Origin of the sequence: Brevibacterium aurantiacum, from assembly GCF_900169065.1 — a bacterium.
Classification (GTDB): domain Bacteria; phylum Actinomycetota; class Actinomycetes; order Actinomycetales; family Brevibacteriaceae; genus Brevibacterium; species Brevibacterium aurantiacum.
Window position 1 is genome coordinate 230,011 of the sequence record NZ_FXZB01000001.1, and the last position, 12,519, is coordinate 242,529.

At 63.0% G+C, this 12,519-nt stretch carries 11 protein-coding genes; 5 read left to right on the plus strand and 6 right to left on the minus strand.

Features of this window, described 5'->3' with window-relative positions; all coding sequences use genetic code 11:
• Window positions 1–102: 102 nt before the first annotated feature.
• Together msrB and BAUR9175_RS01030 are read left to right on the plus strand one after the other, a co-directional pair.
• Entirely contained in the window at window positions 103–528 is a 426-nt protein-coding gene (gene msrB, locus BAUR9175_RS01025; protein ID WP_009884416.1) for a peptide-methionine (R)-S-oxide reductase MsrB, read from the plus strand.
• Window positions 525–1,043, plus strand: a complete 519-nt coding sequence (locus BAUR9175_RS01030) for a GNAT family N-acetyltransferase (protein WP_009884415.1) — start codon at window positions 525–527, stop codon at window positions 1,041–1,043. The genes msrB and BAUR9175_RS01030 overlap by 4 nt, the downstream gene beginning before the upstream one ends.
• A gap of 14 nt (window positions 1,044–1,057) precedes the next feature.
• Here BAUR9175_RS01030 and BAUR9175_RS01035 read toward each other — a convergent pair whose 3' ends face one another.
• Window positions 1,058–1,531 (minus strand): MarR family winged helix-turn-helix transcriptional regulator, encoded by a 474-nt coding sequence (locus tag BAUR9175_RS01035; protein ID WP_101582687.1) that lies wholly within the window; start codon window positions 1,529–1,531, stop codon window positions 1,058–1,060.
• Between the two features lie 127 nt (window positions 1,532–1,658).
• Here BAUR9175_RS01035 and BAUR9175_RS01040 point away from each other — a divergent pair, with 127 nt between their 5' ends.
• On the plus strand, window positions 1,659–1,871 hold the full coding sequence (locus BAUR9175_RS01040; protein WP_035279299.1) for a hypothetical protein: 213 nt from the start codon (window positions 1,659–1,661) through the stop codon (window positions 1,869–1,871).
• A gap of 80 nt (window positions 1,872–1,951) precedes the next feature.
• Here the strand turns inward: BAUR9175_RS01040 and hemQ are convergent, their stop codons facing one another.
• From hemQ to hemE, 3 genes are all read right to left on the minus strand, one after another.
• Window positions 1,952–2,662, minus strand: a complete 711-nt coding sequence (hemQ, locus tag BAUR9175_RS01045) for a hydrogen peroxide-dependent heme synthase (RefSeq protein WP_009884412.1) — start codon at window positions 2,660–2,662, stop codon at window positions 1,952–1,954.
• 104 nt (window positions 2,663–2,766) lie between these two features.
• Entirely contained in the window at window positions 2,767–4,170 is a 1,404-nt protein-coding gene (gene hemG, locus BAUR9175_RS01050; RefSeq protein ID WP_069600290.1) for a protoporphyrinogen oxidase, read from the minus strand.
• Window positions 4,171–4,174: 4 nt separating this feature from the next.
• Complete coding sequence (hemE, locus tag BAUR9175_RS01055; RefSeq protein WP_009884410.1) at window positions 4,175–5,221, minus strand: uroporphyrinogen decarboxylase; 1,047 nt, start codon at window positions 5,219–5,221, stop codon at window positions 4,175–4,177.
• A gap of 150 nt (window positions 5,222–5,371) precedes the next feature.
• On the opposite strand from hemE, the gene BAUR9175_RS01060 reads away from it, so the two are divergent.
• Window positions 5,372–5,986, plus strand: coding sequence for a DUF3000 domain-containing protein (locus BAUR9175_RS01060; protein WP_009884409.1), 615 nt, complete (start codon window positions 5,372–5,374; stop codon window positions 5,984–5,986).
• Complete coding sequence (locus tag BAUR9175_RS01065; RefSeq protein WP_069600291.1) at window positions 5,983–7,158, plus strand: HRDC domain-containing protein; 1,176 nt, start codon at window positions 5,983–5,985, stop codon at window positions 7,156–7,158. Before BAUR9175_RS01060 ends, BAUR9175_RS01065 begins: the two co-directional genes overlap by 4 nt.
• Window positions 7,159–7,208: 50 nt before the next feature.
• Here the strand turns inward: BAUR9175_RS01065 and dxs are convergent, their stop codons facing one another.
• Window positions 7,209–9,149, minus strand: coding sequence for a 1-deoxy-D-xylulose-5-phosphate synthase (dxs, locus tag BAUR9175_RS01070; protein WP_069600292.1), 1,941 nt, complete (start codon window positions 9,147–9,149; stop codon window positions 7,209–7,211).
• A 538-nt stretch (window positions 9,150–9,687) separates the two neighbouring features.
• Window positions 9,688–12,372, minus strand: a complete 2,685-nt coding sequence (acnA, locus tag BAUR9175_RS01075) for an aconitate hydratase AcnA (protein WP_101582689.1) — start codon at window positions 12,370–12,372, stop codon at window positions 9,688–9,690.
• Between the last annotated feature and the right edge of the window lie 147 nt (window positions 12,373–12,519).

Genomic DNA, 12,519 nt, shown 5'->3' on the forward strand with positions numbered 1-12,519 from the left:
CGCGCTGCCACACCACGCATCGTCCGCAGCCGGACTGCCGGTGTGTCAGGCGGCGGTGGGACAATGGGAGACACGAGAAACCGACAAGGCCCGGAGGTCGCGATGAGTCAGTCACCGAATGCCAATGCAGAAGCCAATCCCGAGGAAGTCCGCTGGCAGGATGTGCTCACTCCTGCCGAATTCGCGGTGTTGAGGCAGGGCGGTACGGAACGTCCGTTCACGGGCGAATACGTCGACACGACGACTGTCGGAATGTACCAGTGCCGTGCCTGCGGCGCGGATCTGTTCCCCTCCGACACCAAGTTCTCCTCCCACTGCGGTTGGCCCTCGTTCTATGCACCACTGGCCGAGGACCGGGTGCGCTACCTCCGCGATTCTTCGTTGGGCATGGAGCGCATCGAGGTCCGGTGCGCGAACTGCGATTCGCACATGGGTCACCTGTTCGAGGGCGAAGGCTACGACACGCCCACCGACCTGCGTTACTGCCTGAACTCGGTGTCGCTGCGGCTCACCGAGGGACAGGAGTGAGCGAAGACTCCCAGCTCGTCGTCAAGACCTTCGACGAACTCACCCTCGCCGAGCTCTACGGGATCATGCAGCTGCGCTCCCAGGTCTTCGTCGTCGAGCAGAGCTGCATCTTCCTCGACCAGGACGGTGTAGACACTCTGCCGCGGACCCTGCACGCTTTCTTCCCCGGAGACGTTCGAACCATGCAGGATTCTCACGGCGCCGAGGTGGGCCGGAGTCTGGCCCCCAATGCCTACGCTCGTATGCTGCCGCCCGATTTCCCGGACGGGCCGGCGTTCGAGCCCGGTGCCCGCAGCATCGGTCGCGTCGTGACCAATCCCGAGGTCCGCGGCGGTGGCTGGGGGCGACGGCTCATCAGTGAGCTCGTCGCCGGTCACAGTCACGGACTGTTGACGCTCAACGCTCAATCTCACCTTGAGGGCTTCTACGCCGGCTTCGGGTTCAGCCCGAATGGTCCACGATTCTTCGAGGACGGGATCGAGCACACTCCGATGTCACGCCCGGCGACCGCCTGAGGCTTCGGGACACACTAGGCTTGGGCCGAACTGTCCTGCTGCTGCGCCTGAGAGGCGTCGACTGCCTCGATGAGGCGTGTCATCGTTGAGTGGAGTTCACGCAGATCTCCCTCGCCCATATCGAGCTTGGCCATCATCTGCCCGGGAATCGCCTCAGCCGTCTTCCGCAGATTCGCACCAGTCTCGGTCAGGGAGACTTCGACGATCCTCTCGTCGTGGCTGCTGCGTCGCTTCTCCACGTAGTCCAATGCTTCGAGACGTTTGATCAGCGGCGACACCGTTGCCGCCTCGAGTCGCAGCAGCTCGGCGATCTTTCGCACCGGCAGCCTCTCATGCTGCCAGAGAGCCAACATGACCAGATACTGCGGGTGGGTGAGATTGATGGGCTCGAGCACCGAGCGATAGGCGGAGATCACTCCGCGAGAGGCCACGGCCAGGGCGAAGCAGATCTGGCTCTCCAGAGCCAGAGGATCGTTTCTGGTCTGCATCTCTTCTTTGTCCTTCCACCGGCGACGCCATTTAGTTAGTGCACTAATGATTAGTGTACACTGTATGTATTGCGTTCATCTCAGCCCGACGCCAGCTGTCCGGCTCCACATCACCGAATGGAATCACATGTCAGACTCCCACGATCCTCAGCGACGCGTTGCCTGGCTCAATCGCTTCTTCCGCAAGATCGTCGGCCCTGCACAAGTCGACAACTCCCGTCCCGGTGGCTATTACGAAGATGAGCACCTGCGCCATGAGCGCCTCGACGCGATGGGCCTGGAGATGCGCACCGACGCCAACGGCCATTCCTATGTGGTGAAGAAGCAGAACCCCGAATAGTCAGCGCGGGGTGCGCGTCCCGGAACGCACTCGGGGCCGCGCCGAGGTGGTCTCCCCCGTCGCGGCCCCGAGCCGAAAAATCAGCGCCAGTCGGTGATGATATCGACGAGTTCGCGCAGCGGCCCGGTGTAGAACGGAACCTCTTCGCGCACGTGCAGGCGCGCCTCGGTGTTGCGCAGATCGCGCATGAGGTCGACGATGCGGTGAAGTTCGGGGGCTTCGAAGGCCAGCAGCCATTCGTAGTCACCAAGAGCGAAGGAAGCGATCGTATTGGCCTTGATGTCCTTGTAGCCAGCGGCGGCCATGCCATGATCGCGCAGCATCTTCGAGCGCTCCGCGGGATCAAGGAGATACCAGTCGTAGGAGCGGACGAACGGGTACACGCAGATGTACTTGCCTGGTTCGTCATCGGTGAGCAGTGCAGGCAGGTGCGCCTTGTTGAACTCGGCCGGACGGTGAAGTCCCACGACTGACCACACAGGTTCGAGGACTCCGCCCAGCATGCTGCGGCGCACTGCCGAGTAGGCGGCCTGGACCAGTTCGATGGTCGGCGCATGCCACCAGAACATCACGTCGGCATCTGCGCGCAGGGCGGAGACATCGTAGATTCCGCGAACGACGAGACCCTGCTCCTTCAACGGGGCGAGTGCTTCGTGGACCTCGTCGGCGAGTTCGGCGCGATCGGCGTCACCGAGTTCGCCGGCGGAGGCGAAGACCGAATACGCGATATAGCGCGTCTCGTTGTTCGCCTGATCGATCTGCTCGTCGGTGGGGTGAGAGTATTCGCTCATTCCTGCTCCTTCTTCTGTGTGTCGGTGCTTGTGCACGATTCTGTGTAGCGGTCGAGCCTGCGAGGTGGTCGGGGCTGCGAAGTGGTCGCGCCCGTCTGGAGTGTTCAGGTCTGCATCGATGTGATTCTCTGGGCTACGGTCTCTGCCCGGCTGATGCAGGCAGGAATGCCCACACCGAAGTAGGCCGAACCGGCCAGTTCGAGTCCGGCGATGTCGTTGATCTCCTCATCGATTCTCGCCACCATCTCACCATGCCCCGGCAGGTACTGCGGCAGAGCACGTTCCCAGCGATGCGCCTCGGCCGCGATCAGCCGATCCGAACTCCGGCCGACGGTGGCCTGCCAGTCGTCGAAGGCCTGTGAGATGAGCTCTTCGTCCGTACAGTCCTGCCAGACCCCGGGCTCGTCCCCGTATCGTCCGATGCTCATCCTGATCAGGGCGGTTCCTGCGGGGATGCGCTCCCCCGTCCAGGGCCACTTGTTCGACACGAAGGTCGACGCCTTGATGAATGATTTCTCCGTCGGCGGGATGAGGAAGCCGGAGCCGTCGAGTTCACCCTCTCTGAGCTCGACAAGTGCAGGGATCAGAGCGGTGGACGCGTAGGGCACGGAGGCCAGCATCGATGCGGACCGAGGGGCCACCTCGGCGATGAGATCCTTCGTCACGTGTGCGGGGGTGGCCAGCACCAGACCGTCGGATTCCAGGCTGAAGTCCTCGGTTTCAACGGTCCAGCGACCGTTGTCGACGTGAACCGAGTTCACTCGTGTGTCGGTGTGGATGGTGCCGTTGTGCTCGCGGATGCCCTCCACGAGGGCGGGAACCAGACGGTTGATCCCGCCGATGAGGCTCATGAACACCGGCCGCGGGGTCTTCCCGTCAGCCAGCGCTGCCGACTGCGCGTCACGGGCTGCGAGCAGGGTCTCGACCAGTTCGAGCACCGAGGTACCTTCTGCTGCGGCTGGCAGCAGGGCAGGCACCGTCGCCGCCAGCGACAGGTCACGGCATCGTCCCGCATACACGCCCCCAAGCAGAGGGTCGACGAGTGTGTCGACGAGGTCAGCGCCGAGGCGGTCGCTGAGGAAGTCCCCCAATGACACATCGCCGCCGTCGATCGGTGCGGTGATGACCTCATGTGCGACGCGCTCGCTGGCGGCCGGCCCGAGGAGGTCACTGACCTCGGAGCCGTTGCCAGGCACTCCCATGACGGTGCGTTTGGGAATCGGGTGGAGGCGTCCCTTCGACAGGACTCGCGAACTGTGCTTCGTGGAGGGGAATTCGACGTCGAGCCCGAGTTCGGCAGCCAGGTCCTTCGTCTCGGGGCGACGGTACAGGCTGGCTTCGGCACCGGTGTCGAGGCCCACTGGCACAGTCCCGTTCAAGGTCGTCGAATGCAGGCAGCCGCCGAGGCGGGAGTCAGCTTCGATGAGTGTGACCCGATGATCAGGGGCCAGTCGATGGGCGGTGACGAGACCGGAGATTCCTCCCCCGACGATCGTGATGTGACGCATCGCCTCAGCCTCGTGCGGCCAGGATCTCTGCGGAGACGCGGTGGACTTCGTCCACGATCCGTCCGGGCACGTCCGGGTCGGTGTAGGGCAGGACGCCGTGGCCGAGGTTGAAGACGAAGCCTGCTTCATGGTTGAGGCCCTGTTTCACGATCTCCTCGATTCGCGGTGCCAGAGCCTCCCAAGGGGCGAAGAGCAGCGCCGGATCGAGATTGCCCTGCAGCGGTTGGCCCGGCTGCACTCGCGTTGAGGCATCGTCCAGGTCGACTCGGAAGTCTACGCCGACTGCGGTGGAGCCGGCGCGTGACATGGAGGTCAGGAGCTCACCGGTCTGGACACCGAAGTGGATGCTCGGCACCTCGTGGTGGCGCAGCGATTCGAAGACCGCGCTGGAGTGCTCGACGACGTGAGCCTCGTAGTCGCGGCGGGACAGGTAGCCTGCCCAGGAGTCGAAGAGCTGGAACGCTGAGGCTCCGGCGCCGAGCTGGACGTCGAGGAAGGTCGAGGAGATCCGAGCGAGCTTGCTCAGCAGCAGGGAGAAGGTCTCCGGGTCGGAGGCCATGAGGGATTTGGTCTTCTCATGGTTCTTGCTCGGTCCGCCCTCGATGAGGTAGCTGGCCAGCGTAAAGGGAGCACCGGCGAATCCGATCAGCGGAGTCTCCTGGCCCAGCTCTTCGAGGATCCGGCCGATGGATTCCGCAATATCGGGAATCTGCTCGGGTTCGAGCTCGGCCAGTGCGTTGACATCGGCACGGCTGCGGATCGGGTTCGCGATCACGGGACCGGTGCCGGGGACGATCTCCACATCGACTCCGGCCGCCTGCAGCGGCACCACGATGTCGGAGAAGAAGATGGCGGCATCCACACCGTGACGGCGCACCGGCTGCAGGGTGATCTCGGAGACGAGCTCCGGGGTCCGGCAGGCATCAAGCATTGCGGTGCCGGCACGCAGTTCGCGGTATTCGGGAAGTGAGCGGCCTGCCTGTCGCATGAACCAGACGGGAGTGTGCGCAATCTGCTCTCCGCGCAGGGCGGGCAACAAGGTTGAAGTCATGTCTCCATCCTCCCATGCTCCACGGACTGATGCCCACCGGATGCCGGTTTCAAGACTCCGAGTCTTGCTCGCGGGTGCGGGCGAAAACTCTTGGTTCCGCCACGGCGTGGACGGTTCACCTCTACCGTGGCCTGATCTATCGTGGCAGGTGTGGTCAACACCTCACCTCTCAATCGCATTCCGCCGGAGTTCTCCGCCGTGACCTCGGTTCTGCGCGAAGCCCGGAACACGAACAACGTCTCGATCTCTGAAATCCCGGCGCCGGCTCGTCTGGCGCCGTACTCCTATGCGCTGGGAGCCGAGGTCAGCGCCGATGAGACCTTCCTGCGTGCCAGCGGAGAGGCCATCGACGAATTGGCCACCGGCCGCATCGTCGTCCTCTTCGACCCCAGCTCCCCCGAGGAGTGGGAAGGGCGATTCCGGGTCGTGTCCTATATACGTGCCGAACTCGAACACGAACTCGGCAATGAGACGATGCTCGGTCCGGTCGCCTGGACCTGGCTCGAAGAAGCTCTGGAATCCAATAACTGCGAGGTCGTCGCCGCCGGAGGCACGACCACCCGCGTCCTCTCCGAGAGCTTCGGCACGCTTGCCGATCGGCCGTCCACGATAGACTTGGAGCTGCGCGCTTCATGGACCCCCGTGATCGCGGAGCCGGAACTGATCGGCGATCACTTCGAAGCGTGGATCGATCTGCTGTGTACAGTTGCCGGACTGCCACCGCTTCCTGAAGGAGTTTCAGCCCTGCCCGGGCGACGTCGATGACAACCGAACTACCGCTCTTGGCCACACCCGCAGACGGCGTACCGCCACTCGTCGACACCCCAGCCGAATTCTCCTCGGCCTGTGCCGAGCTCGCGCAGGGATCCGGTCCCATCGCCATCGACGCCGAGCGTGCCTCGGGTATCAGATACGGCCAACGAGCCTTCCTGGTGCAGCTGCGTCGCGCGAACGCCGGCACCTACCTCCTCGACTCCGAGGTGCTTGCTGACCTCAGCCCGCTCAATGACGCATTCGCCGGGGCGGAGTGGGTCATTCACTCTGTGACCCAGGATCTGCCGTGTCTGCAGGAACGCGGCATGCAGCCCGAGGTGCTCTTCGACACCGAGCTTGCTGCCAGAATGCTCGGGTGGGAGAAGTTCGGTCTCGCCGCCGTGGCAGAGAGGACTCTCGGAGTCCGTCTGGCCAAGGAGCACTCGGCAGCCGACTGGTCGAAGCGGCCGTTGCCGAAGGAGTGGCTCAACTACGCAGCCCTTGACGTCGAGGTGCTGCTGCCCATCCGCGACATTCTCCACGAGGCTCTCATCGAGGCCGACAAGTGGGAGTTCGCCAGGCAGGAGTTCGAGCATCTCCTCGATTTCCAGCCCAAGCACTTCACCGAACCCTGGCGTCGGACCCATGGGCTGACCAAGCTCAAATCGCGCAAGGACATCGCCAAGGTGCGCGAACTGTGGACGTCTCGTGATGAGATGGCCGCCGAGTCTGACATCGCGCCCTCACGCATCCTCCGCGATCGCGATCTTGTCGCCCTCGCCCAGTCACGGGTGCAGTCGAGCGACGACATCATGGCGACGTGGCCCAAGCTCTCCCGCGCGAACTCCGGTCGACTGTACCGGGCCTTCCGCAAAGCGACGCGGCTCACAACAGAAGAATTGCCTGCGCGCAAGGAAATGCACGCAACGCAGTCGCGGTCTCCTTTCAGCCACACTGATATCAAGGACCGGGTCTCTGCCCTCAAGGCGGCAATGGCCGAGCTGTCCGAGGAGCACACGATTCCCCACGATGTGCTGCTGCAGCCGGCCATCGTCAAGGCGCTCGGCGCGCAGTCGAGGGTCAACGTCGAGGAGTTCCTCTTCGAAAGGGGAGCTCGGAGATGGCAGGTCGAACTGAGCGCACCGGTGCTCAGAAGCACCCTCGAGTCACTGCCCCGAGCCTGAGAAGTTCTCTGCCCGGCTCAGCAGCTCATAGGGTCAGACGGCTCTTCGAGTCAGACGGCTCGGCGTGAGCTCTGCTGAGCGCGTTCCCTGACCTCTGCGGGCAGGATATGAACGATCTCGGAGACGATGGTGGCCACATCGAGGCCCGCGTATTCAAGGATCTCATCGCGAGTGCCCTGTGGCAGGAACTCATCGGGTGCTCCGAGTTCGAGGACACCGACACGAGAGTCAGCGGCGCGCAGATCACTGCGGATCTGTGAACCGACGCCACCGACCTTGACGCCGTCTTCGATGACTGCGACGAGACTGTGCTCAACGGCCATGTCGATGACACCGCCTGGCACAGGCAGCACCCAACGCGGGTCGACGATCGTTGACGCAATGCCCTGGTCAGCCAACTCTTCGGCCACTTCCTGAGCACGTCCGGCAAATGGCCCGACGGACACGATGAGTACGTCTTTGGGAGTGCCTGCCGGCACCTCTCGCAGAACGTCGACGCCATCGTCGAGACGACGCAGCGCCGGAATGTCCGTACCCACACTTCCGCGCGGGAACCGGATCACGGTCGGTGCGTCCTCGATGGCAACGGCCTCGGCCAGTTCCTCAGTCAGACGCGCCGCATCACGAGGGGCGGCCAGCTTGAGGCCGGGCACGATGCGCAGCATCGCCATGTCCCAGATTCCGTGGTGGCTGGCGCCATCGGGTCCAGTGATTCCTGCCCGGTCCAGGACGAAGGTGACTCCCTGACCGTGCAGGGCCACGTCCATGAGTATCTGGTCGAACGCGCGGTTGAGGAACGTCGCGTAGATGCACACGATGGGGTGCAGTCCGCCGTAGGAGAGCCCGGCTGCGGACGTCACTGCGTGCTGTTCGGCGATGCCGACGTCGAAGACCCGCTCCGGATACACCTCGGCGAACTTCGCGAGACCCACGGGCAGGAGCATTGCAGCGGTGACTGCGACGATATCGTCGCGGTTCTTCGCGATCTCGAGCACTTCGCTGCCGAAGACCGAGGTCCATGAAGTCTGCTTCGACGGGGTCGACTTGCCGGTCAGCGGGTCGATGACTCCGACGGAGTGGAACTGATCGGCATCGTCATTGAGCGCCGGGTCGTAGCCCTGGCCCTTCTGAGTGATCATGTGCACGATGACGGGGCCGCCGTCGTACTGCTTGGCACGCTGCAGCGCCTTCTCGACCATCGGCAGGTCGTGGCCGTCGACAGGACCCAGATATTTGATCCCGAGTTCGTCGAACATTCCGGCCTGCTCAGCGGAGACCATGTCCTTGAGGCCTCGTTTGACCCCGTGGATGGCGCTGTAGGCGGCCCGTCCGGGTGCGCCCGACTGCCGCAGCGTCGATTTGCCCCAGGACAGCAGCTTTTCGTATCCGGTGGTGGTGCGCAGTTCATCGAGGTGCTCGGCGAATCCGCCGACGGTCGGGGCGTAGGAGCGTCCGTTGTCGTTGACGACGATGATGAGCTTGCGTGGTGGTGTCGACTTGTCGGCCGCGATGGTGTTGAGGGCCTCCCAGGCCATACCGCCGGTCAGTGCACCGTCACCGATGACGGCGACGACATGACGGTCGCTTTCACCTTTGAGTTGATGAGCCTTCGCGATTCCGTCGGCCCAGGACAGTGAGGCCGAGGCATGGGAGTTCTCGATGACGTCGTGTTCGCTCTCGGCCCGGCTCGGGTATCCCGAAAGCCCATCGCGCTGGCGCAGACTCGAGAAGTCCCCCATGCGTCCGGTGAGGAGTTTGTGCACATAGGTCTGGTGGCCGACGTCGAAGAGGATCGTGTCGTGCGGGGACTCGAACACGCGGTGGAGACCGACTGTGAGTTCGACCACGCCGAGGTTGGGCCCCAGGTGACCACCTGTGCCGGCGACCGTGGTGACCAGGTAGTCCCTGATCTCCTTCGCCAGGACCTCGCACTCGGCGTCGTCGAGTTCACGCAGCTGTGATGGCGAGTTCATCGACTCGAGGAATGTCATTCGACCTCGCTCCTGAATGCACAATAGATGGTCTGATACTGCAATTTCCGCTCGAATCATCTTAACGCTTCACGGCCCAGAGTTCGCCTTCAGGCGAGCTCATCCGCCATTGAGTGTGTCTGGATCCACAGCCACCCCGGTGTCTGGGGCACGGACACCCGAGCATCTGGCACGCGGGCTCCGGGTTGTCAGCGCGTCCGAGCTCAGCGGCGCAGAGTCCCCCGCGGCACCCAACACCGCCACTCGCAAATCCACTCTCAGCAGAGGTTGCTTAAGACACTGACGGTCAGCATTGCGCTGCCAAGGGTATGAGTTGGCAGCAACGGTGGGCATAGGCGGCGCGGGGAGGACTTCACACCTGCAGGAGGCCTTGGCGCCAACGGTAGGGCTTGGCGCAATCCGGCATCTCCTGCCCGACCGTACACAAAGGGTATGGACACCCAGCTATAGCCACCCGAGCACGACGAAGGCCGGCGGGATGTTCCCACCGGCCTTCGTCAATCAGTCCTGATTACCGTTCAATCAGTCCTGATAATTATCAGGCAGTCGCGAGCTGACGCAGCACGTACTGCAGGATGCCGCCGTTGCGGTAGTAATCGGCTTCACCCGGGGTGTCGATGCGGACCACTGCATCGAAGTCGACGGTGGTTCCGTCTTCCTTCGCGGCCGAGACCTTGACGGTCTTGGGGGTCTTACCCTCGTTGAGCTCGGTGATGCCGGAGATCGAGAAGGTCTCCGTGCCATCAAGGCCCAGCGAGTCAGCTGACTCGCCGACGGGGAACTGCAGGGGAACAACGCCCATGCCGATGAGGTTCGAGCGGTGGATGCGCTCGAAGCTCTCGGTGATGACGGCTTCGACGCCGAGCAGCTTCGTGCCCTTGGCAGCCCAGTCACGCGAGGATCCCGAACCGTATTCCTTGCCACCGAGGATGACAAGCGGGGTCTCGGCATTCGCGTAGTTCACGGATGCGTCGAAGATCGAGGTCTGCGGACCGCCCTCCTGCGTGAAGTCGCGGGTGAAGCCACCCTGGACTCCGTCGAGCAACTGGTTCTGCAGGCGGATGTTCGCGAACGTGCCGCGGATCATCACCTCGTGGTTGCCGCGACGCGAACCGAAGGAGTTGAAGTCCTTGCGCTCGACACCGTGATCGATGAGGTACTTGCCGGCCGGAGTATCAGCCTTGAAGGAACCTGCTGGCGAGATGTGGTCGGTGGTGACCGAGTCGCCGAGCTTCGCCAGCACGCGTGCACCCTTGATGTCGGAAACAGGCTCTGCTTCCAGGCCCATTCCGTCGAAGAAGGTGGGTTTGCGCACGTAGGTCGACTCATCGTCCCACTCGAAGATCGCGCCTTCTGGCGTCTGCAGCGCCTTCCAGCGGTCGTCACCTTCGAAGATCCGGCCGTATTCCTCGTCGAACATATCTGTCGAGATCGACGAAGCGATGACCGATTCGACCTCTTCCGGCGAGGGCCACAGATCCTTGAGGTAGACGTCCACGCCTTCCGAGTCCTGGCCCAAAGGCTGGTTCTCGAAGTCGAAGTCCATAGTTCCGGCCAGAGCATAGGCGATGACCAGTGGAGGCGAGGCGAGGTAGTTCATCTTCACATCGGGGCTGATGCGGCCCTCGAAGTTACGGTTGCCGGAGAGAACTGCACTGACCGCCAGGTCGTTGTCCTGGATGCTCTGAGAGATATCGGAATCGAGCGGTCCGGAGTTGCCGATGCAGGTGGTGCAGCCGTAGCCGACGACGAAGAAGTTGAGTGCCTCGAGGTCCTCGATGAGGTTGGCCTTCTTGTAATACTCGGTGACGACCTTCGAACCCGGAGCGATGGAGGTCTTGACCCATGGCTTGGAGTTGAGTCCGCGCTTGCGGGCATTGCGGGCCAGGAGGCCTGCAGCCAGCATCACCGATGGGTTCGAGGTGTTGGTGCACGAAGTGATCGAAGCGATCGCCACAGCACCGTTGGCCAGTTCGAAGCTGGATCCGTCGCCGGTGGTGACGGGAGCCGACTTGTTCTCTTCGCCGGGCTTCGCGTAGTTGTGGATGTCCTTGGCGAACTGGTTCTTCGCGTCGGAGAGTTCGATGCGGTCCTGCGGGCGCTTCGGTCCTGAGATCGAAGGCACGACGGAGGAGAGATCGAGCTCGATGTACTCCGAGTACTCAACTTCCTTGCTGGGGTCGTGCCACAGGCCCTGGGCCTTGGCATAGTCCTCAACCAGCTGGATCTGTTCGGCCGAACGACCGGTGAGCTTCAGGTAGTCGATGGTGACCTCGTCGATCGGGAAGATCGCAGCGGTCGAACCGAACTCGGGGCTCATGTTGCCGATCGTCGCGCGGTTGGCCAGAGGCACCGCGGAGACGCCCTCGCCGTAGAACTCGACGAACTTGCCGACGGCTCCGTGCTGACGCAGCATATCGGTGATCGTGAGCACGACGTCCGTTGCGGTCACACCGGAGGGAATCTCGCCGGTCAGCTTGAAGCCGACGACGCGAGGGATGAGCATTGAGACGGGCTGGCCGAGCATGGCTGCCTCTGCCTCGATGCCGCCGACGCCCCAACCGAGCACTCCGAGGCCGTTGACCATGGTGGTGTGGGAGTCGGTGCCGACCAGGGTGTCCGGGTAGGCGCGGAGCACACCGTCGACCTCACGCGGCATGACGACGCGTGCGAGGTGCTCGATGTTGACCTGGTGAACGATGCCCATGCCTGGAGGAACGACCTTGAAGTCGTCGAAGGCCGTCTGGCCCCAGCGCAGGAACTGGTAGCGCTCACCGTTGCGCTTGTACTCCATGTCCATGTTGAGCTCGATCGCTTCGGCGGTGCCGAAGTTGTCGATCTGGACCGAGTGGTCGATGACCAGCTCGGCCGGAGCCAGCGGGTTGACCTGCTCGGGCTTTCCACCGAGCTCGACGACCTTCTCGCGCATTGTCGCGAGGTCGACGATGCAGGGCACGCCGGTGAAGTCCTGCATGACCACACGGGCGGGGGTGAACTGAATTTCCGTAGCCGGTTCGGCACTGGGATCCCAGTTGCCGAGGGCTTCGATATGCTCCGAAGTGATATTCGCACCGTCTTCAGTGCGCAGCAGATTCTCCATCAGCACCTTGAGGCTGAAAGGAAGCTTCTCTGACCCTGGGACCTGATCCAGGCGATAGATCTCATAATCCGTATCGCCTACGGTCAGGGTGCTCTTCGATTTGAACGTATCGACGTTGCTCATCGTGATTCTCCTGTTTCATCCGACACTCATCCAAGAAACCGGGCAAGCCCGTGAGCCGCGCACCGATTTACGCGACACAAATGTTTCCAAAAGTATCTTGACGTCAAGATAAATTCTATCTCATTTGGCCGCCCTTGACCACCTTCT

What these genes read in the sequence shown, in the direction of transcription:
- BAUR9175_RS01040 (WP_035279299.1), top strand. Translation starts at nt 1,659, where the DNA reads ATGTCAGACTCCCACGATCCTCAGCGACGCGTTGCCTGGCTCAATCGC.
- BAUR9175_RS01065 (WP_069600291.1), top strand. Translation starts at nt 5,983, where the DNA reads ATGACAACCGAACTACCGCTCTTGGCCACACCCGCAGACGGCGTACCG.
- BAUR9175_RS01035 (WP_101582687.1), bottom strand. Translation starts at nt 1,531, where the DNA reads ATGCAGACCAGAAACGATCCTCTGGCTCTGGAGAGCCAGATCTGCTTC.
- msrB (WP_009884416.1), top strand. Translation starts at nt 103, where the DNA reads ATGAGTCAGTCACCGAATGCCAATGCAGAAGCCAATCCCGAGGAAGTC.
- hemG (WP_069600290.1), bottom strand. Translation starts at nt 4,170, where the DNA reads ATGCGTCACATCACGATCGTCGGGGGAGGAATCTCCGGTCTCGTCACC.
- hemE (WP_009884410.1), bottom strand. Translation starts at nt 5,221, where the DNA reads ATGACTTCAACCTTGTTGCCCGCCCTGCGCGGAGAGCAGATTGCGCAC.
- acnA (WP_101582689.1), bottom strand. Translation starts at nt 12,372, where the DNA reads ATGAGCAACGTCGATACGTTCAAATCGAAGAGCACCCTGACCGTAGGC.
- hemQ (WP_009884412.1), bottom strand. Translation starts at nt 2,662, where the DNA reads ATGAGCGAATACTCTCACCCCACCGACGAGCAGATCGATCAGGCGAAC.
- dxs (WP_069600292.1), bottom strand. Translation starts at nt 9,149, where the DNA reads ATGACATTCCTCGAGTCGATGAACTCGCCATCACAGCTGCGTGAACTC.